Origin of the sequence: Streptomyces sp. Rer75 (genome assembly GCF_013414305.1) — a bacterium.
GTDB classification, from domain to species: Bacteria; Actinomycetota; Actinomycetes; order Streptomycetales; family Streptomycetaceae; genus Streptomyces; species Streptomyces himastatinicus.
Window position 1 is genome coordinate 2,887,028 of sequence record NZ_CP058693.1, and the last position, 25,934, is coordinate 2,912,961.

Annotated in this window: 25 protein-coding genes and 1 pseudogene; 17 read left to right on the forward strand and 9 right to left on the reverse strand. The window is 72.0% G+C overall.

The window, feature by feature from the left end; all coding sequences use genetic code 11:
• The first annotated feature begins 145 nt into the window (after positions 1-145).
• The 3 genes from HYQ63_RS12095 to HYQ63_RS12105 all read left to right on the forward strand — a co-directional run bounded on the left by HYQ63_RS12095 (position 146) and on the right by HYQ63_RS12105 (position 4,555).
• Entirely contained in the window at positions 146-769 is a 624-nt protein-coding gene (locus HYQ63_RS12095) for a GntR family transcriptional regulator (protein WP_055551003.1), read from the forward strand.
• Between the two features lie 93 nt (positions 770-862).
• Positions 863-3,538 (forward strand): pyruvate dehydrogenase (acetyl-transferring), homodimeric type, encoded by a 2,676-nt coding sequence (aceE, locus tag HYQ63_RS12100; RefSeq protein WP_179933820.1) that lies wholly within the window; start codon positions 863-865, stop codon positions 3,536-3,538.
• Between the two features lie 36 nt (positions 3,539-3,574).
• Complete coding sequence (locus tag HYQ63_RS12105) at positions 3,575-4,555, forward strand: YafY family protein (protein ID WP_179933821.1); 981 nt, start codon at positions 3,575-3,577, stop codon at positions 4,553-4,555.
• Here HYQ63_RS12105 and HYQ63_RS12110 read toward each other — a convergent pair whose 3' ends face one another.
• Positions 4,556-5,494: an SDR family oxidoreductase gene (locus HYQ63_RS12110; protein ID WP_179933822.1), complete on the reverse strand. Its 939-nt coding sequence runs from the start codon at positions 5,492-5,494 to the stop codon at positions 4,556-4,558.
• A 152-nt stretch (positions 5,495-5,646) separates the two neighbouring features.
• Between HYQ63_RS12110 and HYQ63_RS12115 the strand changes: the two genes are divergently transcribed.
• Positions 5,647-6,165, forward strand: a complete 519-nt coding sequence (locus HYQ63_RS12115; RefSeq protein WP_179939999.1) for a DUF4240 domain-containing protein — start codon at positions 5,647-5,649, stop codon at positions 6,163-6,165.
• A 2-nt stretch (positions 6,166-6,167) separates the two neighbouring features.
• On the opposite strand, the gene HYQ63_RS12120 is transcribed toward HYQ63_RS12115, so the two are convergent.
• Positions 6,168-6,737 (reverse strand): GNAT family N-acetyltransferase, encoded by a 570-nt coding sequence (locus tag HYQ63_RS12120; RefSeq protein ID WP_179933823.1) that lies wholly within the window; start codon positions 6,735-6,737, stop codon positions 6,168-6,170.
• Between the two features lie 68 nt (positions 6,738-6,805).
• On the opposite strand from HYQ63_RS12120, the gene HYQ63_RS12125 reads away from it, so the two are divergent.
• Both HYQ63_RS12125 and HYQ63_RS12130 read left to right on the forward strand, forming a co-directional pair.
• A complete protein-coding gene (locus HYQ63_RS12125) occupies positions 6,806-7,705 on the forward strand; it encodes a TIGR01777 family oxidoreductase (RefSeq protein ID WP_179933824.1) in 900 nt (299 codons plus the stop codon).
• A 184-nt stretch (positions 7,706-7,889) separates the two neighbouring features.
• A complete protein-coding gene (locus HYQ63_RS12130; RefSeq protein WP_179933825.1) occupies positions 7,890-9,230 on the forward strand; it encodes an NAD(P)/FAD-dependent oxidoreductase in 1,341 nt (446 codons plus the stop codon).
• An 85-nt stretch (positions 9,231-9,315) separates the two neighbouring features.
• On the opposite strand, the gene HYQ63_RS12135 is transcribed toward HYQ63_RS12130, so the two are convergent.
• On the reverse strand, positions 9,316-9,495 hold the full coding sequence (locus tag HYQ63_RS12135) for a hypothetical protein (protein WP_179933826.1): 180 nt from the start codon (positions 9,493-9,495) through the stop codon (positions 9,316-9,318).
• 234 nt (positions 9,496-9,729) lie between these two features.
• On the opposite strand from HYQ63_RS12135, the gene HYQ63_RS12140 reads away from it, so the two are divergent.
• A complete protein-coding gene (locus HYQ63_RS12140) occupies positions 9,730-10,491 on the forward strand; it encodes a nucleotidyltransferase domain-containing protein (protein ID WP_179933827.1) in 762 nt (253 codons plus the stop codon).
• Between the two features lie 83 nt (positions 10,492-10,574).
• A complete protein-coding gene (locus tag HYQ63_RS12145; RefSeq protein ID WP_179933828.1) occupies positions 10,575-11,348 on the forward strand; it encodes a helix-turn-helix transcriptional regulator in 774 nt (257 codons plus the stop codon).
• A 106-nt stretch (positions 11,349-11,454) separates the two neighbouring features.
• Here HYQ63_RS12145 and HYQ63_RS12150 read toward each other — a convergent pair whose 3' ends face one another.
• Complete coding sequence (locus HYQ63_RS12150; protein WP_179933829.1) at positions 11,455-12,981, reverse strand: regulator; 1,527 nt, start codon at positions 12,979-12,981, stop codon at positions 11,455-11,457.
• A 190-nt stretch (positions 12,982-13,171) separates the two neighbouring features.
• On the opposite strand from HYQ63_RS12150, the gene lipB reads away from it, so the two are divergent.
• The 4 genes from lipB (at position 13,172) to HYQ63_RS12170 (ending at position 16,281) form a co-directional block, all read left to right on the forward strand.
• Positions 13,172-13,990, forward strand: a complete 819-nt coding sequence (gene lipB / locus HYQ63_RS12155; RefSeq protein ID WP_179933830.1) for a lipoyl(octanoyl) transferase LipB — start codon at positions 13,172-13,174, stop codon at positions 13,988-13,990.
• Between the two features lie 142 nt (positions 13,991-14,132).
• On the forward strand, positions 14,133-15,077 hold the full coding sequence (gene lipA, locus HYQ63_RS12160) for a lipoyl synthase (RefSeq protein WP_039939242.1): 945 nt from the start codon (positions 14,133-14,135) through the stop codon (positions 15,075-15,077).
• A 315-nt stretch (positions 15,078-15,392) separates the two neighbouring features.
• Positions 15,393-15,590, forward strand: a complete 198-nt coding sequence (locus HYQ63_RS12165; RefSeq protein WP_179933831.1) for a hypothetical protein — start codon at positions 15,393-15,395, stop codon at positions 15,588-15,590.
• 10 nt (positions 15,591-15,600) lie between these two features.
• Complete coding sequence (locus HYQ63_RS12170) at positions 15,601-16,281, forward strand: DUF4191 domain-containing protein (RefSeq protein WP_123105633.1); 681 nt, start codon at positions 15,601-15,603, stop codon at positions 16,279-16,281.
• 93 nt (positions 16,282-16,374) lie between these two features.
• On the opposite strand, the gene HYQ63_RS12175 is transcribed toward HYQ63_RS12170, so the two are convergent.
• Positions 16,375-16,842, reverse strand: a complete 468-nt coding sequence (locus HYQ63_RS12175; protein ID WP_179933832.1) for an RDD family protein — start codon at positions 16,840-16,842, stop codon at positions 16,375-16,377.
• A 187-nt stretch (positions 16,843-17,029) separates the two neighbouring features.
• Here HYQ63_RS12175 and glnA point away from each other — a divergent pair, with 187 nt between their 5' ends.
• Complete coding sequence (gene glnA, locus HYQ63_RS12180; RefSeq protein ID WP_123105629.1) at positions 17,030-18,439, forward strand: type I glutamate--ammonia ligase; 1,410 nt, start codon at positions 17,030-17,032, stop codon at positions 18,437-18,439.
• A gap of 125 nt (positions 18,440-18,564) precedes the next feature.
• Here glnA and HYQ63_RS12185 read toward each other — a convergent pair whose 3' ends face one another.
• Both HYQ63_RS12185 and HYQ63_RS12190 read right to left on the reverse strand, forming a co-directional pair.
• On the reverse strand, positions 18,565-18,987 hold the full coding sequence (locus HYQ63_RS12185; RefSeq protein WP_179933833.1) for a hypothetical protein: 423 nt from the start codon (positions 18,985-18,987) through the stop codon (positions 18,565-18,567).
• A gap of 133 nt (positions 18,988-19,120) precedes the next feature.
• Positions 19,121-19,978, reverse strand: a complete 858-nt coding sequence (locus tag HYQ63_RS12190) for a hypothetical protein (protein WP_257231807.1) — start codon at positions 19,976-19,978, stop codon at positions 19,121-19,123.
• A gap of 297 nt (positions 19,979-20,275) precedes the next feature.
• On the opposite strand from HYQ63_RS12190, the gene HYQ63_RS12195 reads away from it, so the two are divergent.
• Entirely contained in the window at positions 20,276-21,685 is a 1,410-nt protein-coding gene (locus tag HYQ63_RS12195; protein ID WP_179933835.1) for a hypothetical protein, read from the forward strand.
• A complete protein-coding gene (locus tag HYQ63_RS12200) occupies positions 21,682-21,873 on the forward strand; it encodes a hypothetical protein (RefSeq protein ID WP_179933836.1) in 192 nt (63 codons plus the stop codon). The genes HYQ63_RS12195 and HYQ63_RS12200 overlap by 4 nt, the downstream gene beginning before the upstream one ends.
• A 77-nt stretch (positions 21,874-21,950) precedes the next feature.
• Here the strand turns inward: HYQ63_RS12200 and HYQ63_RS12205 are convergent, their stop codons facing one another.
• Complete coding sequence (locus HYQ63_RS12205; protein WP_179933837.1) at positions 21,951-22,541, reverse strand: Ig-like domain-containing protein; 591 nt, start codon at positions 22,539-22,541, stop codon at positions 21,951-21,953.
• A 386-nt stretch (positions 22,542-22,927) separates the two neighbouring features.
• Between HYQ63_RS12205 and HYQ63_RS12210 the strand changes: the two genes are divergently transcribed.
• On the forward strand, positions 22,928-24,343 hold the full coding sequence (locus tag HYQ63_RS12210; protein ID WP_179940001.1) for a sensor histidine kinase: 1,416 nt from the start codon (positions 22,928-22,930) through the stop codon (positions 24,341-24,343).
• A complete protein-coding gene (locus HYQ63_RS12215; protein ID WP_306664821.1) occupies positions 24,327-25,055 on the forward strand; it encodes a response regulator transcription factor in 729 nt (242 codons plus the stop codon). The genes HYQ63_RS12210 and HYQ63_RS12215 overlap by 17 nt, the downstream gene beginning before the upstream one ends.
• 42 nt (positions 25,056-25,097) lie before the next feature.
• Here the strand turns inward: HYQ63_RS12215 and HYQ63_RS12220 are convergent.
• Positions 25,098-25,715, reverse strand: a pseudogene (locus HYQ63_RS12220) (phosphatase PAP2 family protein); the annotation flags it as partial.
• Positions 25,716-25,934 lie beyond the last annotated feature (219 nt).

A 25,934-nucleotide genomic window follows, 5' to 3' on the forward strand; every position in this document is an offset into this window, starting at 1 on the left:
CGGCCGCGCCCCGCACGGGCTTCCGTGCGGGGCGCGGCCCTTTTTCGAGTCTTTGCGGTTCGTGTCTTTCCGGCTGCGGACCGCGATGCTTCCGCTGCCTGGATAATGACTTCCGTTCACCGCTGGTTCCGAAGGAGCGCTCCCTATGATCCCGCCCGTCGTCCACTCGCTGCGCGAGCAGATCCGCGAGCACATCGTGGAGGGCATCGTCAGCGGGCGGTGGAAGCCGGGCGAGCGCATCGTGGAGCGGCGCATCGCGACGGAGCTGGAGGTGAGCCAGACGCCCGTACGGGAGGCGCTGCGCGAGCTGGAGACGCTGCGGCTGATCGAGTCGGCTCCGAACAAGGGCGTCCGGGTGCGGAATCTGACCGCGGCCGACCTGGAGGAGATCTATCCGGTGCGGGCCGGTCTGGAGCAGATCGCCGCCGAACTGGCGGCGCCCCGGCTGGCCGAGGACACCTCGGCGCTGGAGCCCGAGGTGCGGGCGCTGTACGAGGCGGACCGCAGGGCCGACGGCGAGGCCCAGGTGCGGCACACCGTGGCCTTCCACCGGGAGTTGGTGCGGGCATCGGGCAACAGCGTGCTGCTGCACACCTGGGAGTCGCTGGGCATCGAGATCTGGACGACGCTGTCGATCCGCTGGCTGGGCACCGTTCAGCAGTCGTACGCCGAGGAGCACCAGGCGGTGGTGGACGCGTTCCGGCGACGGGATCCGCGGGTGGGTGAATTGGTCAAGGCCCATGTGCTCGGCTGTGCACCGCGTGCCTGATTTCGAGGCACGGAATGCCAATTTCGGCGTACGGACAAGTTTTTCCCTTCACCTACTTTGATCGATCATCGATCAGAACTTACAGTCGACCGCATGACCGATCTCGCAAGCACGCAGCCGAGTGCGCTCGACCAGTTCCCCGACCGGGACCCCGAGGAGACCGCCGAGTGGGGCGCCTCGCTCGCTGCCGTCACCCAGGCCGCCGGACCGCACCGCGCCTCGTACCTGATGCGCCGCACCCTGGAGCGCGCCGAGGACACCGGGCTGTCGCTGCCGCCGCTGCTGGAGTCGGACTACGTCAACACCATCCCGACCGCCGCGGAGCCCGCGTTCCCCGGTGACGAGGCCATGGAGCGCCGGATCACCGCCTGGAACCGGTGGAACGCGGCGGCGATGGTCACCCGCGGCAGCACGGACGGCCTCGGCGGCCACATCGCCACCTTCGCCTCCGCCGCCTGGCTCTACGAGACCGGCTTCCAGCACTTCTTCCGCGGCAAGGAGGCCGACGGCAGCGGCGACCAGCTCTACATCCAGGGCCACGCCTCCCCCGGCATCTACGCCCGCGCCTTCCTCGACGGCCGGCTGACCGAGCAGCACCTCGACAACTTCCGCCGTGAGGCGGGCGGCGACGGCCTGCCCTCGTATCCGCACCCGCGCCGGATGCCGTGGCTGTGGGAGTTCCCCACCGTCTCGATGGGCATCGGCCCCATCTCCGCGATCTACCAGGCCCGCTTCAACCGCTACCTGGCCGCCCGCGGCATCAAGGACACCGCCGACTCCCACGTATGGGCCTTCCTCGGCGACGGCGAGATGGACGAGCCGGAGTCGACCGCCGCCCTCGCCCTCGCCGGGCGTGAGGGCCTGGACAACCTCACGTTCGTCATCAACTGCAACCTCCAGCGCCTCGACGGCCCGGTGCGCGCCAACTTCAAGATCGTGCAGGAGCTGGAGGCCCAGTTCCGCGCCGCCGGGTGGAACGTCGTCAAGTCGCTGTGGGGCTCCGCCTGGGACGAGCTGTTCGCCCGGGACGCCTCCGGTGCGCTGGCGCGCCGCCTGCGCGAGGTCCCCGACGGCCAGTTCCAGACGTACGCGACCCGCGACGCCGCCTACATCCGCGAGCACTTCTTCGGCTCCGACCCGGCCCTCGCGGAGCTGGCGAAGTCGCTGTCCGACGCCAAGCTGGCCGAGTGTTTCCACACCTCCCGCGCGGGCCACGAGCCGCGCAAGGTGTACGCGGCCTACCGCGCGGCCGTGGAGCACAAGGGCGCCCCGACGGTCGTCCTCGCCCAGACCGTCAAGGGGTACACGCTCGGCCCCACCTTCGAGTCGCGCAACGCGAACCACCAGATGAAGAAGCTGACCGGCAAGGAGTTCCGCGCCATGCGCGACCTCCTGGAGCTGCCCATCCCGGACAGCAAGCTGGACGACAGCCTCGTTCCGTACGCCCACCCCGGCCCGGACTCCCCCGAGGTCCGCTACCTCCAGGAGCGCCGTGCCGCGCTCGGCGGCCCCGCCCCGGCCCGCAAGGTCCACCCGGTGGCCCTGCCCGAGCCCGCGGCCAAGCCGTTCGAGACCCTGGCCAAGGGCTCCGGCAGCCAGGAGATCGCCACGACCATGGCCTTCGTGCGCCTGGTCAAGGACCTGATGCGGGACAAGGAGACCGGCCACCGCTGGGTGCCGATCGTGCCCGACGAGGCCCGTACCTTCGGCATGGAGTCGCTCTTCCCGACCGCCGGGATCTACTCCCCGCTCGGCCAGACCTACGACCCGGTCGACCGCGATCAGCTCCTGTACTACAAGGAAGCCGAGAACGGTCAGATCCTCAATGAGGGGATCACCGAGGCCGGTTCGATGGCCGACTTCACCGCCGCCGCCACGTCGTACGCGACGCACGGCGAGCCGATGATCCCCTTCTACATCTTCTACTCGATGTTCGGCTGGCAGCGCACCGCCGACCAGATGTGGGCGTTCGCCGACCAGCTCGGCCGCGGCTTCCTGATCGGCGCCACCGCGGGCCGGACCACCATGACCGGTGAGGGCCTCCAGCACGCCGACGGCCACTCGCACCTGATCGCCTCCACCAACCCGGCGGCGCTCGCCTACGACCCGGCGTTCGCGTACGAGGTCGGCGTCATCGTGCGGGACGGGCTGCGGCGGATGTACGGCCCGCAGGCCGAGGACGTCTTCTACTACCTCACGGTCTACAACGAGACCAAGGTGCAGCCCCCGATGCCGCAGCGCGACGGCGTCGAGGAAGGCATCGTCAAGGGGCTGTACCGCTTCCAGGAGGCCGAGGCGCCCGCCGCCGACGCCCCCCGTATCCAGCTCCTCGCCTCCGGCACCGCCATCCACTGGGTGCTGGAGGCCCAGAAACTGCTCGCCGACGACTGGGGCGTGGCCGCCGACGTGTGGTCCGCCACCTCCTGGAGCGAGCTGCGCCGCGATGCCCTGTCCTGTGACGCGGCGCAGCTCAACGGCGAAGACCGGGTCCCGTACGTCACCCGTGCCCTGGCAGGCGCACCGGGCCCGGTCCTCGCGGTCAGCGACTGGATGCGGGCGGTACCGGACCAGATCAGCCAGTGGGTCGAGCAGGACTGGTACTCGCTCGGCACCGACGGCTTCGGCCTCTCCGACACCCGCGAGGCGGCCCGCCGCCACTTCGGCGTGGACGTCCCGTCGATCGTGGTCACCGCGCTGGCCCGGCTCGCCAAGCAGGGCGTGGTCAAGAGCACGGCCCCCAAGGAGGCCGCCGAGCGCTACGGCATCTGACCCCGCGGCACCGCCCCGTCACGGCATGATGGGGCGGTGCGTGCCGCGCGGCTGATCAAGATGGTGCTCCTGCTCCAGGCTCGGCCCTCGATGACGGGGGCCGAGCTGGCGCGTGAGCTGGAGGTTTCGGAGCGCACGGTGACGCGGGACGCCGCCGCGCTCTCCGAGGCCGGGGTCCCGGTGTACGCGGACCGCGGCCGGGCCGGTGGCTACCGGCTCATCGGCGGCTACCGCACCCGGCTGACCGGCCTCGGCCGCACCGAGGCCGAGGCGCTGTTCCTGTCCGGCGTGCCGTCCGCGCTGCGCGAGATGGGGCTCGCCGACGCCGCCTCCGCCGCCCGGCTGAAGGTTTCCGCCGCGCTGCTCCCCGAGCTGCGCGACGCCTCCCACACGGTGGCCCAGCGCTTCCACCTCGACGCCCCGGGGTGGTGGCAGGAGCCGCAGACGCCCTCGCTGCTGCCGGACGTCGCCGACGCGGTGTGGGACGACCGGCGGCTCGCGGTCCGCTACCGCCGCCGGGACACGGAGGTGGAACGGGAGCTGGAGCCGTACGGGCTCGTCCTCAAGGCGGGCGTCTGGTATCTGGCGGCCCGCGCCGACGGCCCGCACGGCGACTTCCGGGTCTACCGGGTGGACCGTCTCGCCGCGGTCGGGCCCGCGCCCGGCGAGGACCGGTTCCGGCGCGACGAGACGTTCGACCTGCCCGCCTTCTGGGAGGAGCGGGCGGCGCAGTTCGCGCGCTCGATCCTCCGCGAGGAGGTCACCCTGCGCCTCACCCCGGAGGGCGCCCGCAGCCTGCCGTACGTCACGGACCGTACGGCGGCCGAGGAGGCTGTACGGTCCGCCGGGGAGCCGGACGAGCAGGGGCGGATCACCGTGACCCTGCCCGTGGAGTCCGCCGAGGTCGCGTACGCCCAGCTCCTCCCCCTGGGCCCGGAGGCGGAGGTGCTGGCGCCTCCGGAACTGCGGGAGCGGTTCGCGGCGGCGGCACGGCGGATGGGAGACCTCTACACGTAGCTACCGGTAGTCGGCGGCCGTGCCCTCCTTGCCGCCGAAGACGACGTCACGGAAGTACCCGAAGGCGTCCGGTCGGGAGCCGTCGAGGTCGGTGAAGCCGTAGACCTTGGCGAGGTCCCCGCTGAACACGGACTTCCCGTTCCAGCGCGCCCGGTCCGGGTCGGCGGCGAGCGCGGCGACCGCCCGCCCGACGAAGTGCGGCGTCTCGGCGATGGCGAAGTGCGGCTCCTTCTCCAGCGCGTCCCGCCAGTTCTCCTCGGTCACCCCGAAGTGGTCCAGCATCTGTTCGGAGCGCAGGAAGCCCGGGGAGACGCACACCGCCGTGCCGTCGAACTCCTTCAGCTCCTGGGCCAGCCCGAAGGCGGTGCGGATGGGGGCGTTCTTGGTGAGGTCGAAGAAGAGGTTCTCCCGGTAGGTCTTGTTGAACTCCTCGTTGCCGTCGGTGATCTCGACCACCAGGCCGCCCGGGTTCCGGATCAGCAGCGGCAGCGCGTAATAGCTGGTGATCAGGTGGGTCTCGACGCCGAGCCGGAGCATCCGCAGACCCCCGTCCAGGTCGTTCTCCCAGGTCTTCTTGCCGAACACGATCAGGTGCTCACCGCCCCATACGTCGTTGACCAGGACGTCCAGCCGCCCCTGCTCGCGGTCGATGCGCTCGATGAGCGCCTGTACCTGCTCCCGCTCCAGGTGGTCGGTCGGCACCGCGATGCCCGTGCCGCCCGCCGCCGTGATCAGTTCCGCGGTCTCCTCGATGGTCTCCGTCGGCCGCCCGACCTCGCTGACCCGGTCCCGGGTGGTGCGCCCCGTCGCGTAGACGGTGGCGCCCGCCGCGCCCAGCTCGACGGCCATGGCCCGGCCCGCGCCGCGCGTGGCGCCCGCGACGAGTGCGACCTTGCCCGCCAGTGGCCCCTGTGCGTCCCGCGTGCCCTGTGTGCTCACGTATGTGTGTCCTCTCCGTGGAGCCGTCCTCAGTGACGCGTTCGACGATCGCAAGGAAACCCGACACGTTATGTCGCATATAACAAGAGGGCCGCATCTGGGTCGCTCCGCGTGCGGGGGTGGGCGCGAGGGCCGATGCTGGTCCCGTGATGATGGACGAGACGGAGTTCTGGGGGCTGGTCGACAGCGCTCGGGAGGCTGCCGAGGGCGACCCCGAGGACCAGTCCGACCTGCTCGTCGAGCAGCTGTCACAGCTCGACCCGGACTCCGTGCTGGACTTCGCCCGGCACTTCGAGGCCCGCGCCAACCGGGCGTACCGCTGGGATCTGTGGGGCGCCGCCTGGGTGCTGCTGGGCGGCGTCAGCGAGGACGCCTTCGAGGCGTTCCGCTACTGGCTGATCGGCCAAGGCCGGGACGTCTTCGAGGGCGCGCTGCACGACCCGGACGCGCTGGCCGAGCTGCTGGAGGACTTCGACGAGCAGGTGGACGGCGACTGCGAGGACCTGGGGTTCGCGGCGGACGAGGCGTACGAGCAGCTCACCGGCGCGGTGCTGCCGGACCTGGGGATCCCCGAGCGGCCGGACGAGCCGGTCGGCGCAACGATCGACTTCGAGGACGACGAGGCGCTGGCGGCGCGGTACCCCCGGCTCTGGGAGCGCTTCCGCGACTGACGTCAGGCAGCGCCGTCGGTGAGGGGGCCGTCGGTGAGGGCGCCGTTGGTGAGGGGGCGCGCCATCAGCACATCGTCCACGTACGCGCCGTCCAGCAGGAACTCCCCCCGCAGGACGCCCTCCACCACGAACCCCTCCGACTCGTACAGCCGCCGCGCCGGGAGGTTGTGGCCGAGCACCCGCAGGGTGATCCGGCTCGCGCCCTGCCGCAGCGCCTCCTCGTACGCCGCGCGCAGCAGCGCCCGCGCCACGCCCCGGCCGCGCACCCGCGGGTCCACGGCGAGCCCCTGTATCTGGCGGACGTGCGCGTTGCTGGCCAGCTGCGTCGGCGGGACGAGCCGCACGAATCCGACGGGGCGCCCGTCCAGCTCGGCCACCATGTTGTGGACGGGGCGGTTGCGGTGGGTGAAGAAGGCGTCGTACGGCGGCTCCGGGGCCGGCAGCACGGAGTGCAGCGTCGACCAGGTGCGGCGCTCCAGAGCGACCAGCTCCTGTTCGTCGTCGAGCACGGCGCGGCGGATCAGCGGCGCGGGCACGGCGGACGGGTGAGTCGGGGCAGAGGGCTCGGACATGCTTGTCACTCTGCCACGCGCTCCTCGACGTCCGACATCCCCCGCAAGATCGGGGGCAGGATGGGGCCATGCGCATCGCGGTCACCGGTTCCACCGGGCTCATCGGGACGGCCCTCGTCCACTCCCTGCGCCGGGACGGCCACCAGGTCGTGCGGCTGGTGCGGCGAACTCCCCGCGAGGAGGCGGAAGTCGAGTGGGATCCGCACCGGCAGTGGGTCGACACCGCCGGGCTGACGGGGTGTGAGGCCGTCGTCCACCTCGCGGGCGCGGGCATCGGCGAGCACCGCTGGACCGATGCGTACAAGAAGGAGCTGCGGGACAGCCGGGTGCTGGGCACGGCCGCCATCGCCGAGGCCGTGGCCTCCCTGGACACCCCGCCGCGGGTGCTGGTCAGCGGAAGCGCGGTGGGGTTCTACGGGGACACGGGGGAGCGCGCGGTCGATGAGAGCGCGCCCCCCGGGCACGGTTTCCTCCCGGACCTCTGCCAGGACTGGGAGGAGGCGACCGCCGCGGCGCAGGAGGCGGAGGTGCGCACGGTGTTCATCCGCAGCGGTCTGGTGATCGCACCCGAGGGCGGCGCGTGGGGGCGGCTCTTCCCGCTGTTCAAGGCGGGCCTCGGGGGGCGGATGGGCAGCGGTCGGCAGTACTGGAGCTTCATCGCCCTGCACGACCACATCGCCGCGCTGCGCCACATCCTGGACACGGCGGACCTCAGCGGCCCCGTCAACCTCACCGCCCCCTCCCCCGTGACCAACCGTGAGATCACCGAGGCCATGGGCCGGGTGCTGCGCCGTCCGACGCTCCTCCACGTGCCCGCCCCGGCGCTGCGGATCGCCCTGGGCGAGATGTCCACCGACATCCTCGGCAGCGTCCGGGCCCTCCCCCGCAAGCTCCTGGACTCCGGCTTCTCCTTCACCTACCCGCATATCGAGGAGGCCCTGAAGGCGGCGGTGGGAGGGCGGCGCTGACGGGTCGCAGGGGAACGGGACGTGTCGTAGGGGAACGGGACGTCCCGAAACGGAACGGCCGAACCCGATCGGCGTGCGACCGTTGTGCGCCCGTGCTCGGTCGATGCGCGTCTGTCATCGACCGTTTTTGCCCTTACCGTCGTGACCGTTCCAATCCGCTCCATCCCGACCCCGGGGAGGGAACGTGCTCACCAGCGCGCACCGCACGGACGTCGTCATCGTGGGAGCCGGACTCGCGGGGCTGGCCGCCGCCCAGTTGCTGACCGGCGCGGGGATGGAGGTCACCGTCCTGGAGGCCGCGCCCCGGGTCGGCGGCCGCATGACCACCGATACCGTCGACGGCTTCCGGCTGGACCGCACCGGGCAGCTGGTGAACACCTCCTTCCCCGAGCTGCGGCACACCCCGGGACTCGACACCCTCGCCCTGCGCCCCTTCTCCCAGGGGGTGCTGGTGCACGGCGACGGCCGTACGCAGCGGATCGGCACCCCCCGCGGCTCCCGGAGCGGTTCCCGGAGCACAAGGGGCGCACTCACCACGGCGCGCGCTCTCGCGAGCGCTGCCCGCGCGCCCCTGGGCGGCGGACTCGATCAGGCCCGACTCGGTGCCGCGCTCGGCAGGCTCGCCGCCCTGCCCGCGGACCGCCTCCTCGCCCGCCCCGACCGGCCGGTCCACGAGACCCTGGCGGGGCGGGGCCTTCCCGCTCGCACCGTCGAGAGCGTGCTGCGCCCGCTCCTCGTCTCGCTGCTGAGCGACCCGGGCCTGAACACCTCCAGCCGCTGCGCCGACCTGGTGCTGCGCGGCTACGCCCGCGGCAGGCTGTGCCTTCCGGCGGGCGGCGCCGCCACCGTCCCCGAACTGCTGGCCGCCACGCTGCCGCCGGGGACCGTCCGCACCGGCGTACGGGCCACCTCGGCCGCCACCACCACCGTGACCACCGCCGGACACGGCGAGTTCCGCTGCCGGGCGGTGCTGGTGGCCACCGGGGCGCACGACGCCGCCGAACTCCTCCCCGGGCTGCGACTGCCCGCCTTCCACCCGGTCACCGTGCTGCACCACACCGCCGACCAGCCGCCGCTGCGCGAACCCGCGCTGATCCTCGCGGCAGGCGGCCAGGGCCCCGTCGCCCACACCACGGTCGCGAGCGAGGTCGACCCCTCGCGCGCGCCGGGCGGCCGGGTGCTGATCACCTCCACCGTGCTGGGCGCCGCCGCGGGCCTGCCGACCGCCGAACTCGACCGGCAGGCCAGGGCCCAGCTCGCCACCGTCTACGGCACCTCCACCACCGACTGGGAGCTGCTGGCCGCCCACCACGACCCGCACGCCGTACCCGCCATGCCCGCGCCCCACGACCTGCGGCGCCCGGTGCGGCTGCTGTCGGGGCTGTACGTATGCGGCGACCACCGCGACGCCAGCACCGTGCAGGGCGCCCTCGTCTCCGGCCGCCGCGCCGCCCGCGCGGTGCTCCAGGACTTCGGCGCCACCCCCGGCTCCGACACCCCGGCGGTCCCCGCGGCGGCGGCCTGATTCCGCCCGCATCGACGACGCGATCGGAGGCGTAGAGCAATTCCCGCGGGACAGGATTCCGATATGGCCACGGTGTGCTTGCGCATCACTTCTTGAGCGCCTTTATCCCCTGCGTCACACCGAGCAGACAGCCTGCCCCGGCCAGCAGTATTCCCAGCGCCGGCTGAAAATCCGCGGCCCACGCCAGGAAGACGTAATCCTTCCCCTTGGCGTTCATGACGACGGAGCCGATCCCCACCGAAATCATGCCGATTGCCAAGCCCATGCCCTCATCACCATTCCTCAGCTCTGCGGAGGGGGACACGGGAACCGTATATCCCCCAACCAAGGTCGCGGGAGCGGGATATGACAGGTGTACAGGTATTTCCTTCCCAGGTACCGGAACGACGTACATCCTTCGATGTAAGGCGCGCCCGAGCGGTCCACGCTCGATGAATAAACGACATTGACAGGGTGCCGCCGACCTCTGTTTTATACGCCCGTGAAAAGCCGTCACCTCATGACCGACGACACCTTCCTCGACCACGCCGCCGACCGGCTCGCCGCCCTGCCCGGCGTGCACGCCGTCACCCTTGGCGGCTCGCGCGCTCAAGCGACCCACGCCCCGGACAGCGACTGGGACCTGGCCCTCTACTACCGGGGCGACTTCGACCCGGCCGAACTGCGCGCGGTCGGCCGCGCGGCGGGCTGGGAGGGCGAGGTCTCCGAGGTCGGCGCCTGGGGCGGGGGCGTCTTCAACGGGGGCGCCTGGCTCACCATCGACGGCCGCCACGTCGATGTCCACTACCGCGACCTCGACGTCGTCGACCACGAACTCGCCGAGGCCCGGCGGGGCCGCTTCCACTGGGAACCGCTCATGTTCCACCTCGCGGGCATCCCCAGCTATCTGGTCGTCGCCGAACTCGCCGTCAACCAGGTGCTCCGCGGCACCCTGCCCCGCCCCGCGTACCCGGAGGCACTGCGCGCGGCTGCACCCCCGTTCTGGCGCGACCGGGCCGCCCTGACGCTCGCGTACGCCAAGGGCTCGTACGCCCGGCGCGGCCAGGCCACCGAGGTCGCTGGCGCGCTGGCCACCGCCGCCATGCAGACTGGCCACGCGGTGCTGGCGGCGCGCGGCGAGTGGGTCACCAACGAAAAGCGGCTCCTGCGGCGGGCGGGCCTGGGCCGCCTCGACACGATCACGGCCGGGCTGCGGCCCGAGCCGGAAGTCCTGGCGCGGGCGATCGCCGAGGCGGAGGAGGTGTTCGGGGCGGCGTCCTGAGCGGCCCCGGGCACCGCCATACGGCCCGGGGGCACGCCCACACTTCGCCCGGCACCGAAGCGACCGCGGCCTACGCTGAACCCATGGCCGCCTCCCCCGCCTCTCCCACCTCTCCCGCCCGTGACGCGGACATCGCCCGCGCCGCCACCGCCCTCGCGGACGCCTCCCGCGCCCGGATCCTGCTGGCGCTCGCGGAGGGGCGGGCGCTGCCCGCGAGCGTGCTGGCCACGGAGGCGGGGGTGAGCGCCTCCACGGTGAGCGGGCATCTGGCGAAGCTGCTGGAGGCCGGTGTCGTACGCGTCGAACGGCAGGGGCGGCACCGCTACTACCGGCTGACCGGCCCCGCCGTCGGCGAGGCCATCGAGGCGCTGGCCAGGATCGCGCCGCCGCTGCCGGTCACGTCGCTGCGGGCGTCCACCCACGCCAACGCCCTGCGCCGGGCCCGCACCTGCTACGACCACGTCGCGGGCGGCCTGGGCGTGGCGCTGATGGGCGCCCTGCTGGAACGCGGCGTGCTGACCGGCGGCGACGGACGACACCACCCGGAGACGGCCGCACGCGACCGGCTGTCCGCCCCCGGCAACGACACCCCGTACCGGCTGACCGACCGGGGGCGGGCCGAGCTGGCCGCGTTCGGCGTGGACGCGGACCAGCTCCACGGCCGCCGCCCCCTGATCCGCTACTGCGTGGACTGGACCGAACAGCGCCACCACCTGGCGGGCGCCCTGGGCGCCGCCCTCACCGACCGGCTCTTCGAGCTGGACTGGATCCGCCGGGGAACGCGGCGCCGGGTGGTCGATGTGACGGAGAAGGGCACGGCGGGCCTGGCCCACACGTTCGGGGTCGCCGCGGGCTAGGGGTGTCCGCAAGCCGCGTCGGACCCGCGACGCCTGGCACGCGCCCCCAGCCACCGCCGGGAGGTACCCCCTGACGCCGCGGGCCGACCCGACGCAACGGTGCGGGCTAGCCCAGTGCCGCGACCCGTTCGCGGTAGCCGCGGACCGGGGCCGCGTCCCGGTACGGCTCCAGGCGGCGTTCGAAGTCGCGTACGTAGTCCAGCGCCCGCGCCGACCGCATCTCGGACGCCTGCTGCGCCGCCTCCGCGCCCAGCGCGCACGCCTGCTCCAGCTCGCCGAGGCCCAGCCGGGCCGTGGCCAGCACCACCCGGCTGAAGAGGCGGCTGCGGGCGAACCCGGCGCCGCGCAGCCGCAGGGAGCGCTCCGCGTGCTGGGCGGCGGCCCGGTACTGCTGGAGGTCCCGGTGGCTGTGGCCGAACTCGTCGGCCAGCTGCGCCTCGTCGAAGGTCCGCGCCCAGTACGGCACGTCGTCGCCCGGCCGCGACGTCTCCAGCGCCCGTTCGGCGCGGGCGAGCGAGGCGGTGCAGGCCCGCACCTCGCCCAGCACCGCGTGCCCGCGCGCCTCGACCGCGTGCAGCAGGGACTGGAGCACCGGCGGGGCGCCGCCGCCCACGCCCTGCTGGGCCACCCTGGCGAGCTGGACGGCCTCCCGGCCGTGGCCCAGATAGACGGCCTGGCGGCTCATGGTCACCAGCACATAGCTGCCGTACGGCCGGTCCCCGGCGGCCTGGGCGAGCCGCAGCGCCTGGACGAAATACCGCTGGGCCAGGCCGTGCGCGGCGATGTCGTACGACGTCCACCCGGCCAGCCGGGTCAGGTCCGCGACGGCTCCGAACAGCCGCCGCCCCGTCGTCTCGCCGTACGTGCCGCGCAGCATCGGCTCGCCCTCGTGCTCCAGGTAGCGCACCAGGGCCTGCCGGGCGTGGCCGCCGCCGTACGTCTGGTCCAGCGTGCGGAACAGCTCGCTGACCGAGCGCAGCGCCGCGATGTCGCCCGGGGTCACCCGGTGGCCGGGCCCGCGCTGGACCCGGTCCGCCTGCCGCTGCCGGGGCACCGGTGCCCGTCCGGCGGGGGCCGCACGGTCGGGAGCGGGCCGGTCGACCGCGGCCGCCCGGCCCGCGGCGGCGCCCCGGCCGCCCTGGGCGGGGACGGTCGGGCCACCGGCGGCCGCGGGCTCACCGCGCGCCACCCGGTCGTCGGGCCGTCCGATCAGCCAGTCCCGGCTGGGGACGACGAGCCCGGCCGGGGTGAAGGCGATCTTCCGCAGCTCCGCATGGCTGCCGGAGTCCTTCCGCCACAGCCCGCTGACGATGTCCACCGCCTCCTGCGGGGTGGCGGCGAACTCCAGCCCCGCGTAGACCGGCGCACAGGCGTCAAGGCCCAGGTCCTGGGCGGTCAGCCGGCGGCCCAGCCGCCGGGTGAAGACCTCGGCGATCAGCGCGGGGGTGGTGCCGCGCGGCTGCTGGCCGCGCAGCCAGCGGGTCACCGACGTCTTGTCGTACCGCAGATCGAGGCCGTGTTCGATGCCGAGCTGGTCCACCCGCCGGGCCAGCCCGGCATTGGAGAAGCCTGCCTCGGAAATCAGCGCGGCGAGCTGACGATTGGGGATGCGCTGCGGGGGTCGTTCCGTCATCAGCCTGCCGGTCTCCCTGATTCGCTCTCTGGAACGGCGTGAATTTAACTGGCTGTAGCGGGCTGATCGCGCTCGTCGGACTCCTTTCATCCGATCGTGTGAGAACGAGCCGGATAGGGGTCCGAAAGCGCGCGGTCGTACAGTGGCGGAGGCACTGCCAACTGTTACGAGGTCCGAAGAGGAGCTTGCCGTGACCGCAACGTCCCCGGAGACGCCCCCTGCTTCGCAGACGCGACTGCGCTACGTCCATCTGGGGTTCGGGGCGGACGCCGTCGAATACCGGGAGGCGTGGCAGGAGCAGCGCCGGGTACACGCGGCCCGCTTCGCGGACGAGATCCCGGACACCTGTCTGCTGCTCGAGCACCAGGCCGTCTACACGGCGGGGCGGCGCACGGCCGACAACGAGCGCCCCCTCGACGGCACCCCGGTGGTGGACGTGGACCGCGGCGGCAAGATCACCTGGCATGGCCCCGGCCAGCTGGTGGGCTATCCGATCCTCAAGCTGCCGCGCCCGGTGGACGTCGTCGCGCACGTCCGGCGGCTGGAGGAGGCCATGCTGCTGACCTGCGCCGACTTCGGCGTGGCGGCCACCCGCGTGGAGGGCCGCAGCGGGGTGTGGGTGCTGGGCGACCCGGTGGACCGGCGCCCGGCGCTCGGCGGGCTGACGCTGGACTTCGACCCGCGGGTGGAGGACGAGGAGTTCGACCCGCGGCTGAACGGCCCGGAGTACGCCCCGTCCAACGCCGGGCAGCGCCGCGAGGACCGCAAGCTCGGCGCGATCGGTGTGCGGGTCGCCAAGGGCGTGACCATGCACGGCTTCTCGTTCAACTGCAATCCGGACAACACCTCGTACGACCGGATCGTGCCGTGCGGCATCCGGGACGCGGGCGTGACGTCGCTGTCGGCGGAGCTGGGCCGGGACGTGACGGTCGCCGAGGTGACCCCGGTGGTCGAGAAGCACCTGCGGGCGGTCGTGGAGTCCTCCGTCCCGCTGCCCCGCGCCGTGTAGGCAGGGCCCGGGGGAATGCGGCCCCCGACCTCACCGGTTGCCCTGGACGTAAATCCGTACGAATGACGGGCGTACCCTGGTGACCGCCGACGATTCGAAAGCCGCGCCACCCAGACTCGCCAAGCAAAGAGGAGTGCCGGACGTGTCCGCAGTCGCACCCGACGGACGCAAGATGCTGCGTCTGGAGGTCCGGAACAGCCAGACCCCCATCGAGCGCAAGCCCGAGTGGATCAAAACGCGGGCGAAGATGGGCCCCGAGTACACCGAGCTGCACGGCCTGGTGAAGCGGGAGGGCCTGCACACGGTGTGCCAGGAGGCGGGCTGTCCCAACATCTTCGAATGCTGGGAGGACCGCGAGGCCACGTTCCTCATCGGCGGCGACCAGTGCACCCGGCGCTGTGACTTCTGCCAGATCGACACCGGCAAGCCGCAGCCGCTGGACCGCGACGAGCCGCGCCGGGTGGCCGAATCCGTACAGACGATGGAGCTGCGGTACGCGACGATCACCGGCGTCGCCCGCGACGACCTGGAGGACGGCGGGGCCTGGCTGTACGCGGAGACCGTGCGGCAGATCCACTCCCTCATGCCGGACACCGGCGTCGAGCTGCTGATCCCGGACTTCAACGCGGACCCCGACCAGCTCGCCGAGGTCTTCTCGTCCCGCCCCGAGGTGCTCGCGCACAACGTCGAGACCGTCCCGCGGATCTTCAAGCGCATCCGCCCCGGCTTCCGCTACGAGCGGTCGCTGGAGGTCATCACCAAGGCCCGCGAGGCGGGGCTCGTCACCAAGTCCAACCTGATCCTGGGCATGGGCGAGGAGCGCGAGGAGATCAGCCAGGCGCTCCAGGACCTGTACGACGCGGGCTGCGAGCTGATCACCATCACCCAGTACCTGCGCCCCTCCGCGCGGCACCACCCGGTGGAGCGCTGGGTGAAGCCGCAGGAGTTCGTGGAGCTGAAGGAGGAGGCGGACGAGATCGGCTACGCCGGTGTCATGTCCGGCCCCCTCGTCCGCTCGTCGTACCGCGCGGGGCGCCTGTACCAGCAGGCCATCGACCAGCGGGCGAACACGGCGCAGGCGGTGTGACACCGATACGACACCGATACGGCAAAGGGCGGCGTGAACCAGCTGGTTCACGCCGCCCTTTGCCGTTCGCACCCGTCGCCGCAACCGTCGGGACGAGCGTCGGTGTGAGCAACACGCTGTGTGAGGACGGGCACACCGGCCACTCGGCGCTTTTGCAAAACCGCAGTTCACAGCCGTAGTAGCAGCCCGATCCAAGGCTTCACCGGTGTTTGACCGACCGGTCACACACTGGTAACACCATTGGGTAACGATAAAACCACGCACCGCTCATAGCTGCGTGCGTTCGTGATAATCCGCCGCTCCCGAGGGGTACCCATGCCGGCTGCGCCCGTACGCCCGTCCGTGACCGACGCGCTGCTCGCCCTGGAGGGACTGCTGCTGCGCGGTGGCCAGCGCACAGCCCGGCGCAACGCCTGGACCGCTGTCCTTGAGGACCGTCGCCGCGCCAAGGACCGGACCGAGGCCCAGCACGTACTGGAGGCCGTGTCCACCGGGGCTTCCCAGGCCACGTAAACTTCGCCTTATGGCGAGGAAGGAAACATCCGAGAACCCCGGGCGACTGAAGCAGATCGCCCTGACCTACAAGATGACCAAACGGGTCGACTCCAAGGTCGGCCTTGTCGTCGCCGGCGTGGGGATCATCACCTTCGGTGTCCTCCTCGGCATCGGCTTCCTGATCGGTCACCCCGTCTTCCTGGGCATCCTGGGCTTCGTCCTGGCCTTCCTCGCGATGGCGATCATTTTCGGCCGCCGCGCCGAGCGGGCGGCGTTCGGACAGATGGAGGGCCAGCCGGGCGCGGCGGCCGCCGTTCTGGAGAACGTGGGCCGCGGCTGGTCGGTGACCCCGGCGGTGGCGATGAACCGCAACCAGGACGTCATCCACCGGGCCGTCGGCAAGGCGGGCATCGTGCTCGTCGGCGAGGGCAACCCGAACCGGCTCAAGGGCATGCTGGCCGCCGAGAAGAAGCGCATGGCCCGCATCGTGTCGGACGTCCCGGTGCACGATGTGATCGTCGGCACCGACGAGGGCCAGGTGCCGATCAAGAAGCTCCGCACCACGCTGCTGAAGCTGCCGCGGGTGCTGCCGGGCGCGCAGGTGACGGTCGTGAACGAGCGGCTGCGGGCGCTGGGTGACCTCATGAGCAACATGCCGATCCCGAAGGGCCCGATGCCCAAGGGCATGCGCATGCCGAAGGGCCGCTGAGCGGCCGTACGCCGAGACTCCACGTAACGAAGGCGGCCCGGGACAGGAAGTCCCGGGCCGCCTTTCGTATGCAATCCGTGTGCAATCCGTGCTCTAGACGCGGATCTGCACGGCCCGGGAGAGCCGGTCGTGCAGTCCGCGGGTGTCGCGGTCGAAGACGACCGCGGGGATGACGAGCACGAGCAGCACGCTGCGCAGCACCGCCCGCGGCAGGCTGAGCCGCGCCCCGCCCTCGCCGATCACCCGCAGCTTGAGCAGCAGCTTGCCGGGGGTCGCGCCGACGGTGCCCACGGTCAGCAGGCTGAGTACGAGGAAGACGAGCAGCGCCCAGTTCCCGGCGGCCTGCGGATTGCGGCCCGCCAGCAGCGCGTACGAGACGAGCACGCACAGGCCCCAGTCGATGAAGAGCGCCCCGAGGCGGCGCCCGAGCGGTGCGATCGCGCCCGGTCCGCTCTCGGGCAGCCCCAGCCCCTGGCCGCGGTAGCCCAGGTCGACGCCCATCTCCTCGGCGGCCGCGCGGGGGCCGGAAAGCCAGGATCCGATTGCTTGCCTCTTGTCCACGCTCCATACGGTACTGCGACGGCCCGCATACGCCCGTAACGGCCCCTGACCCGGTTAACCTGGGTGAAACAAACGGGTCATGCCCGGGAAATCCCGTCTGCTTATCGTCGGCGGCAGCGCGCCATGCACACGGACCGCGCGACCGAACAAATCCCCGTCCCCCCGCGGCCGGGCTAGGAGGAGTTGGATGTTCCAGAACGCCGACGACGCTCGGAAGTTCATCTCGGACGAGGACGTCAAGTTCGTCGACGTCCGGTTCTGTGACCTTCCCGGCGTCATGCAGCACTTCACCGTACCGGCGGAGGCGTTCGACCCGCACGAGGAGCTGGCCTTCGACGGCTCGTCGATCCGCGGTTTCCAGGCGATCCACGAGTCGGACATGGCGCTGCGTGCCGACCTGTCGACGGCCCGTGTCGACCCGTTCCGCCGCGACAAGACGCTCAACATCAACTTCTTTATCCACGACCCGATCACGGGCGAGCAGTACAGCCGCGACCCGCGCAACATCGCCAAGAAGGCCGAGGCCTACCTCGCCTCCACCGGCATCGCGGACACCGCGTACTTCGGCCCCGAGGCCGAGTTCTACGTCTTCGACAGCGTGCGCTTCGAGACCAAGGCGAACGAGGCCTTCTACCACATCGACTCCGAGGCGGGCGCCTGGAACACCGGTGCGCTGGAGGACAACCGCGGCTACAAGGTCCGGTACAAGGGCGGCTACTTCCCGACCCCGCCGGTCGACCACTTCGCCGACCTGCGCGCCGAGATCAGCCTCGAGCTGGACCGCGCCGGCCTCCAGGTCGAGCGCCAGCACCACGAGGTGGGCACCGCCGGCCAGGCCGAGATCAACTACAAGTTCAACACGCTGCTGGCCGCGGCCGACGACCTGATGCTGTTCAAGTACATCGTCAAGAACGTGGCGTGGAAGAACGGCAAGACCGCGACCTTCATGCCGAAGCCGATCTTCGGCGACAACGGCTCGGGCATGCACGTCCACCAGTCGCTGTGGCAGGGCGGCTCCCCGCTGTTCTACGACGAGCAGGGCTACGCGGGCCTCTCGGACACCGCCCGCTACTACATCGGCGGCATCCTCAAGCACGCCCCGTCGCTGCTGGCCTTCACCAACCCGACGGTGAACTCCTACCACCGCTTGGTCCCGGGCTTCGAGGCGCCGGTCAACCTGGTGTACTCGCAGCGTAACCGCTCGGCCGCGATGCGCATCCCGATCACGGGCTCCAACCCGAAGGCCAAGCGCGTCGAGTTCCGCGCCCCGGACTCCTCCGGCAACCCGTACCTGGCCTTCTCCGCGCTCCTGCTCGCGGGCCTGGACGGCGTCAAGAACAAGATCGAGCCGGCCGAGCCGATCGACAAGGACCTCTACGAGCTGGCCCCCGAGGAGCACGCGGGCGTCCCCCAGGTCCCGACCTCCCTCCCGGCCGTCCTCGACGCGCTCGAGTCCGACCACGAGTTCCTCCTCCAGGGCGGTGTCTTCACCTCCGACCTGATCGAGACGTGGATCGACTACAAGCGCACCAACGAGATCGCGCCGCTCCAGCTGCGTCCGCACCCGCACGAGTTCGAGCTGTACTTCGACGTCTAAAGAACTGGGCGTGCCAGCGCACCGGGCCACGGAAAGATCGGCCCGCCCTTAGAGCGGCAGCGAGGGTCGCCATCCCTGATACGGGTGGCGGCCCTCGTCGGCTGTTCGGTCGTTCTCGGACGGCCTCACGACTCGGGGAACTTCCCTCGCTGGGTGATCACCCACATCCACGCCTCCAGGGTGGCGACGAACTCGTCGAGGTCGGGAGTGGTGCAGGAGGCCCGCTCATGGTCCCAGTCGGGGTCGAGGACGACGACGCGGAAGCCGCAGCCGTCGTACCAGCCGGCGTCTATGTTGATCTCCCGAGCCCGCAGGCCGCCAACCTCCGCCACCTCCTCCGCGGTCAGCCACGGCGGTGGTGCCGTACGCGCCCAGTACAGGTCCTCGGAGTCGTTGGCCTCGACCCTTCCATCCGGCAGGCGTCGGGCCGACAGTTGGTTGTAGATGACGTTCCAACCGGCCGGGACGCGCAAAGGGATCAGGCCCCAGTCGTCGGAAACGGTCACGGCCAGCGGGGAATTGGGCGGGAGCCGGAAGATCGGGTCCATGCGCCGACAGCCTAGTCGGGGTGCGTTTCGAGGCGTCTGCGGAGGCCCCGCCGGACCCCCGCCCGCGCCGATGTCCGCGTCAGTCACGAGTGCATCTGTTGTGCCCCGCTCGGGCCGCGTGGCGAGATACCGGTCACTCCGCCCGCGGCTCCGGCACGCGCCAGGTGATCCGGAACCGCTCGGCCGGGGGCAGGTCGGCACGGCCAACAGTTCTGATGTTCTGGATGAGGTACCCGAACACCATGTGGTGTGCCTCCTCGGAGACGTCGTTCCAGGTGTCCGGCGTCACCGTCATGACCTCCCGCATGAGGCCCATGTCCGACTCGGCTCGTAGCATCTCCGCACGTTCGTCGCGGCTCATCGTCACGTCGGCGCGCATCGCGCGGATCGAGTCTTGGAGGAGGTTGGGTTCGGACCGCAGCCGCCGCAGGATCTCCTGGCAGCCGTACCGGAACACCTCGAAGGCCTCGGTGGTCTCGAAGCCCGGGTTCTCGTAGCCGAAGGGCGCACCGCTCTCGGCACCCACATAGTCGCCCTTCAGGACGCGCAGCAGTGCGCGCAGGGCGAACTCGGCGCCGGACTCCTCGATGAGTCGCACGCCCACACGCACCCAGTCGTCCTCCGACATCAGGGGCTCGTGCGGAGTCGCGAGCGAGGGATGGATCTGGATGGCGTTGTACGGATTGAGCAGCGTGCCGGCGACCAGTTCGGCCGTCCACTGACCGTCCTCGCCTCCCCATCCGCCGAGGTCGAGTTCCCGCGCCGACTTCATTGCGCCGGACTCGCCCTCGCCGATGGCACGCCACAGCGGCAGAAACCTGGCCACCTCCGCCACGGGATCCCGGGGCGGGCTGCATCGCTCGGCCAGTACCGCGACGATGGTGTGCACGTTCTCCCAACGCGGCACGCGCAGCCCTTGGAGGGCGGTCCGGACGCCCTCGTGGCTGATCTTTCCCGGGAGATCATCCCGGTCCTTGATGAGTGCGCTCACCTTCCGCGGGCTCAGCCTGCCCGCCGCCCGGTGCAGTTCCTGGAAGGCGTCGACCAACTCGCCGTGCGCGCTACTCGGTTGAGGGGATGACGAAGCGATCACTGTGTGGCAACCCGCCTTCCGGAACCCGGTGTCAAGTTTTGCCAACATCATAGGAATCGCAGGCCAGCGGCGTGTCAGCTTTCGCCAAGTTCCCGGGCCTTCCCGTCAGACAGTGACTCGCCCTCGCTGACGGCGAGGAGCATGGAACTCGGCGCCGATGGGGGTCGGCGCCTTCTTCCGAGGAGTTGCCCACGCATGCACATCCCTGCTTACGCCTATGCCACGATCCGCGCCGCATTGCCAACCGTCCCCACGTCGCGTCACACGGACGGCCTGGACTGCTGCCTCTGCGACGAGCCCTTCGCCGATCGCTTGCCCGTACCGCTCGGCCCGACCGAGACGTCCGGTCTGTTCGGGTGCCGCCCCTGCCTCAAGCGTCTGGTGGCGCGGGCACGCCGGTCGCGTGACGCCGCGCTCGCCCAGGACGCCGAGCGCGCCCAGGCGGAATCGGCCGCGTGGGCGCGGACACTGGAACGGCATCTGGCCGGTCTCGGGAGTGTGCGCCAGGCCGCCGAAGCCGTCACCCGTCTCGCCGAGGACGGGGCCCTCGAACCCCTGCGGATCGCCTGGCTCCTCGTCTCACTGGAGTCGGCACACGCCTGGGTCACGGAGGACGCCCCCGAGCCGCCCGCCTCCGCGGACCCCGATGACACGTCGCTCAGGGACGACGAATTCCGGCTCACCTTGGAGATGATCTCGGCGAGAGCAGCGGTGGCGAACAGGCTCGCCTATCACTTGATCAACGAGTCCATGCCCGCGGAGCCGGAGTTGTGCGAGGAGTTCGAGTGTCCGGAGGGCTGCTCCGGTCGGCACGACAGCTCCCACATCGACTGCGGGCCGGACACCATCTTCGAGGACCTGGCTCAGCACGGCATCGTCATCGAGCACGAGGACCCCGTCCCGTCGTACGGGCAGAAGAGCATGACGCACGGTGCTGCACAGGAGACGACTGTGCCCGACATGGCCGAGCAACTCGTGACCGTCCTGGAGTACTTCGGCATCGATGCGGACGACCCGGAGCTTCTCGTCAGCGCGGCAGCGGTCGGCCTGGTCGCCGACGCTTGGCGCGACGGCCCGCTCGAAGAGATTCACGCGGCCGACGGAGGGCCGAGCGACGGGGAGATGTTCGCGCAGAGTGTCGATCTGTATCGCAGGGCCCGCGCGGCGTTCATCGCCTCCAGGGAGGACGGCTCCGAGGCGCTGCTCGCCTTTCAGACCGTCGCGTCGGACGTGGACCTTCCGTGGGCCGGTGGCTCGCGCTTCACGCTGAGTACCAGCGGCGAGCCCACGGACGAGTTCGTTCAGCACCTCGACGACCGGGTCTGGTACACCTCGAAGGTCATGCGGGAACAGGGCTGGCGGGCCGGTGTGCTGCACAGAGCCGCTTCGGCCGCGGCCAAGGCCTCTGCCCACTTCGGCATGCCAGGCTGGCCCGCCGCCGTCGCCTCGGCCATGGAACGTCTCGCCGCGCTGGACCGCTCCGACGCGCCGGAAGCCCTGGCCGACCTCACGGCGGTGGAGGCCGCGCTGCACGAAGCACCCGACCAGCTGGGCGCGGACGCCCTGGACTGGCTCTGCGCCCGGGGCGCCCTCGGATGCTCATGAACTGGGACGACGTGACGCTGATCGTCCTCGCCTCCTGCGGGCTCGTCACCCTTCTCCTCACCCAGATCAACGACGTGCTGGACAAGGTCCCGCAGACCATACGGGCTTTGCGGCGGATCCGACGCGCGTTGCGCGACGGAACGGAATCTGAGGGCCACGAGGCCTCGCCGGAGGCCGGGGACCGGTAGACGAGTGACTGAGCCCCGCCACTGCCCCTCGGGTGGTGGCGGGGCTCAGTGCTGGTCGGGCCGGGCGGGGTGAGCGGCTAGGCGGCGGGGTCCACCGTGTGGGTGTCGACGCCGGAGGACGGCAGGAAGCTGGTGTCGCCGCCGTAGATGGCGACCACGGGGTGGGTGCCGACGCCCAGGGTGGTGAGCGTCAGTGTCGCCACGCCGGCCGTCACGGGCTGGATGAACGTGCCGCCGCCCGAGCCGCCGATGACGAAGGTCATCGTCCCGGTCGGGGAGCCTCCGCCGCCCCCGACCGGCGTGACCGTGGCCGTGAACGTCACCGACTCACCGAGCGTCGACGGGTCCGGGCTGGACACCACCGAGGTCGTCGTCGCGGCCTGGACGACCGCGATGAGGTTGGCGCTGGTGGAGGAGAGGAAGTTGGTGTCGCCGCTGTAGACGGCGACGACGGGGTGGATGCCGACGCTGAGCCCGGTGGCGGTGACCGAGGTCGTGCCGCCCGACAGGGTTCCCGTCAGGGTGGGGCCGCCGGTGATGGTGAAGGTGACGGTGCCGGTGGGGGTTCCGACGCCGAGCGGGATCACGGTGGCGGTGAGCGTGACCGACTGCCCGAACGTCGACGGGTTCGGCGTGACCGTCACCAGGGTGATGGTGGGGGTAGCCATGATGGGCCCTCCAAGTGAGGTGAGGTGGTGGGCCGTTGGTCGCCAGGCCGGCGCCTGGTCGGGGCGCGGCGGCGCATCGGAGGCCAGGGGGTGCACACTTACGGCGATCGACGCCGGGCCCTGCCCGCGTCACCGTCCCCCGGCAGATGTGGAACCCACCGGTCTGTAGCACCAGTAGGCGCGCGGGTGGTGGCACAACGCCAGGTACGTGGGGGTGAATTGCCCTGAACGGCGCAGCGCTCAGCGGCTCGCGCCGTGTGCGCCGCGCGTACCGTCGAGCGCGGGTTTCCTGATCGGTGCGCACCGCGCGGATGCTGTTCACCCGGCCCAAGGTGGACTTTCGGCAGTGTCCGGCAGGCCCGGGGTTCCGTAGCGTCTGGCCGGTGATGACGATTGCGCGGGGCGTGGGGCGGGGCCGACTGCCGGTGGCGGGGGCGGCCGTGGGGGCCGGGTTGAGCGTGCTGAGCCTGTGGTGGGTGGTGCCGACCGCGGTGGCCGCGTACGGGGTGGGCCGGGGGCGCGGGCGGACGGGCGCCGCGGTGGTGGTGTTCGTGGGGGTGGTCTCGGCGGGGGTCGTCTCGGCGGCGGTGGTGCCGTCACTGCTCGGGCTGGGGAGCCGGTTCGTGGGGGTGGTGGTGTGCGGCGTGATGGTGCCGTGGTTCGCGGGACGTTTCCGGCGGCAGTACGCGGAGCTGGTACGGGCGGGCTGGGAGCGGGCCGAACAGGCGGAGCGCGAGCGGTGGTTGATCGCCGAGCGGGCCAGGCTGCGGGAGCGGGCCCGGATCGCGCAGGACATGCACGACGTCCTCGGGCACGACCTCAGCCTGATCGCGCTGTCGGCGGGGGCGCTGAAGCTGGCGCCCGGGCTGGAGGACCGTCATCGGCGGACCGCGCAGGAGATCAGGGCGCGGGCGGCGGTCGCGGTGGACCGGCTCGGCGAGGTGATCGGGGTGCTGCGCGAGGAGGAGTCCCCTGGTGGCATCGCGCGGCTCGTGGACGAGGCGGCCGCCGCCGGGCTGGACGTCGAACTCCGCGCCGAGGGGGCGGATACGGGGCAGCCGCCGCAGGTGGAGCGGGCCGCGTACCGCGTCGTCCAGGAGGCGCTGACCAACGCCGCCAAGCACGCGCCCGGCGCGGCGGTGACCGTGCGGGTGGCGTACGGGGAGGAGGAGACGGTCGTCCGGGTGGAGAACCCGGCGACCGGTGCGACGGGGCCCCGTACGCAGGGCGGCGGGCGTGGGCTCAGCGGGCTCGAGGAGCGCGTACGGCGGGCCGGGGGCTCGTTTACGCACGGCCCCCAGGTCTCCCAGGACCTTCGGGACTCCCAGGACTCCCGGGGCTCCCAGGGCTCCCAGGGCTCCCGGGGCGGCGGCTTCGCCGTCGAGGCCCGGCTTCCGCACACGCCTCCGGAGCCGACCGCTCCGCCGGTCCGCCAGGAGCACCGGCGGGCGCGGCACCGGGTGCGGCGGGTGCTGGTCGCGGCGGTCATGGTGCCGCTGGTGACCGGTGCGGGCCTGAGCGCCGCGCTGATGGGGTGGGACCGGGTGACGGCGTCGCGCGCGGTGCTGGACCCGGGTGACTTCGCCCGGCTGCGGGTGGGGCAGGATCGCTCCGAGGTGGAGCGGGTGCTGCCGGACCGTCAGCTGGCGCATCACCCCTCGGCCGCCGAACCGGAGGGACGGGGCATCAGATGCGAGTACTACGCGATGACGGCGGATCGTTTCGACGACCGTTCCGGCGACGCGTACCGGCTGTGCTTCCGCGGGGACGTTCTGGTGGCGCGCGATGCCCTCACGCCGTGAGCGGCCCGAGCCCGCTGGGGTGCCGGTGATCCGGGTGCTGGTCGCCGACGACGAGGCGATGATCCGCGCGGGCGTACGCGCCGTCCTGACCACCGATCCGGCCATCGACGTCGTGGCGGAGGCGGCCGACGGCCGGGACGCCGTGGAGCTGGTGCGGCGGCACCGCCCGCAGGTCGCCGTGCTCGACATCCGGATGCCGGTGATGGGCGGTATCGAGGCGGCGGAGGAGATCCGCAGGACGGTGCCGGAGACCGGGGTGATCATGCTGACGACGTTCGGGGAGGACGACTACATCCTGCGGGCGCTCGGCGGTGGCGCCGCCGGTTTCCTGATCAAGTCGGGTGAGCCCGAGGAGCTGATCGCGGGGGTCCGCGCGGTGGCCGACGGTGCCGCCTATCTGTCACCGAAGGTCGCCGCCCGGGTGGTCGCGCATCTCGCGGCGGGCGGCGCCGGTGCCCTGGCCGGGCGGCGCGGCGCGGCCCGGGAGCGGGTCGCGGCGCTCACCGCCCGGGAGCGCGAAGTGCTGGCCTTCCTCGGCGGCGGGCTGTCGAACGGGCAGATCGCGCGTCGGCTCCATGTGGTGGAGGGGACGGTCAAGGCGCACGTCAGCTCCATCCTGGCCCGGCTGGGGGTGGACAACCGGGCCGCGGCCGCCGTCGTGGCGCACGAGGCCGGTGTCGTACCGCCGCCGCCACCGCCCGAGCACCACTGACGTCAGGCGTACGGCGAGCGGCTCCAGCGCGAGCAGCGCGGCCGCGACGACGCAACCGCCCAGGATCGCCCCGGCGAGCACGTCGTGCGGATAGTGCACCCCGACCAGGACGCGCAGCAGCGCAGCCGCCGCTGCCGTCGGGAGGGTCAGGGCGGCCCAGCGCGGCCGCAGGACGGACAGGCCGATCGCGAGGGCGGCGGCCAGGGTGGCGTGGTTGCTGGGGAACGACCAGTCCCCCGCCGCGGGGCAGTGGGCGATCGCCGCGGCTCCGCGCACCGCGCGGCAGGGCCGTTCCTCGTCCACCACCAGCTTCAGGGCCTCGCTGAGCGCGTACGCGGCCACGGTGCCCAGGCCGACCACGGCGGTCCCGGCGATGCCGCGCGCGTCCCCGCGGCGCAGCGCCGTCCACCCCAGGACGGCCAGCAGCAGCCCGAGGACGGCCACGGTGCCCTCGCTCGCCGCTTCCAGCAGCGCCATGGGGGCACCGGCCACCGCTCCGGTGAGCGCGCGGTACGCGGACGCGGAGGCTCCGTGTCCGACCTCGACGGGGCCGGGGTCCCCCAGCCCGCCCGGGGAGAGCAGGACGACCGCCGCGGCGCCCGCGGCGAGCAGCGCCGCGGCCCCCAGGAGCCGGGCGGTGTGGTGAGTGTGCGTTGGCATGGCCCCGAACGTAGGAGCGGCCGACGCCGGGGACCCGGGCCGAACGGCAGGGCGCGACCTTGACGATGGTCAGGGTTGACGGAGGGGGCGACGGGGACGGAGGGGGGCGATGCGTGACGCGGCCCTTCCACGATCGTGTGGACCTCCGCCGTACGCCTGCGGCCCCACCCGCTTTGCGGCAAGGTGACCGGCACCGCCGTGCTGGACCGCATCGTCAGG

Bases quoted from the DNA above. Each gene is read 5' to 3' on its own strand.
- HYQ63_RS12095 (WP_055551003.1), top strand. From the start codon at position 146: ATGATCCCGCCCGTCGTCCACTCGCTGCGCGAGCAGATCCGCGAGCAC.
- aceE (WP_179933820.1), top strand. From the start codon at position 863: ATGACCGATCTCGCAAGCACGCAGCCGAGTGCGCTCGACCAGTTCCCC.
- HYQ63_RS12115 (WP_179939999.1), top strand. From the start codon at position 5,647: ATGGACGAGACGGAGTTCTGGGGGCTGGTCGACAGCGCTCGGGAGGCT.
- HYQ63_RS12120 (WP_179933823.1), bottom strand. From the start codon at position 6,737: ATGTCCGAGCCCTCTGCCCCGACTCACCCGTCCGCCGTGCCCGCGCCG.
- HYQ63_RS12125 (WP_179933824.1), top strand. From the start codon at position 6,806: ATGCGCATCGCGGTCACCGGTTCCACCGGGCTCATCGGGACGGCCCTC.
- HYQ63_RS12135 (WP_179933826.1), bottom strand. From the start codon at position 9,495: ATGGGCTTGGCAATCGGCATGATTTCGGTGGGGATCGGCTCCGTCGTC.
- HYQ63_RS12140 (WP_179933827.1), top strand. From the start codon at position 9,730: ATGACCGACGACACCTTCCTCGACCACGCCGCCGACCGGCTCGCCGCC.
- HYQ63_RS12145 (WP_179933828.1), top strand. From the start codon at position 10,575: ATGGCCGCCTCCCCCGCCTCTCCCACCTCTCCCGCCCGTGACGCGGAC.
- HYQ63_RS12150 (WP_179933829.1), bottom strand. From the start codon at position 12,981: ATGACGGAACGACCCCCGCAGCGCATCCCCAATCGTCAGCTCGCCGCG.
- HYQ63_RS12165 (WP_179933831.1), top strand. From the start codon at position 15,393: ATGCCGGCTGCGCCCGTACGCCCGTCCGTGACCGACGCGCTGCTCGCC.
- HYQ63_RS12170 (WP_123105633.1), top strand. From the start codon at position 15,601: ATGGCGAGGAAGGAAACATCCGAGAACCCCGGGCGACTGAAGCAGATC.
- glnA (WP_123105629.1), top strand. From the start codon at position 17,030: ATGTTCCAGAACGCCGACGACGCTCGGAAGTTCATCTCGGACGAGGAC.
- HYQ63_RS12185 (WP_179933833.1), bottom strand. From the start codon at position 18,987: ATGGACCCGATCTTCCGGCTCCCGCCCAATTCCCCGCTGGCCGTGACC.
- HYQ63_RS12195 (WP_179933835.1), top strand. From the start codon at position 20,276: ATGCACATCCCTGCTTACGCCTATGCCACGATCCGCGCCGCATTGCCA.
- HYQ63_RS12200 (WP_179933836.1), top strand. From the start codon at position 21,682: ATGAACTGGGACGACGTGACGCTGATCGTCCTCGCCTCCTGCGGGCTC.
- HYQ63_RS12205 (WP_179933837.1), bottom strand. From the start codon at position 22,541: ATGGCTACCCCCACCATCACCCTGGTGACGGTCACGCCGAACCCGTCG.
- HYQ63_RS12210 (WP_179940001.1), top strand. From the start codon at position 22,928: ATGACGATTGCGCGGGGCGTGGGGCGGGGCCGACTGCCGGTGGCGGGG.
- HYQ63_RS12215 (WP_306664821.1), top strand. From the start codon at position 24,327: ATGCCCTCACGCCGTGAGCGGCCCGAGCCCGCTGGGGTGCCGGTGATC.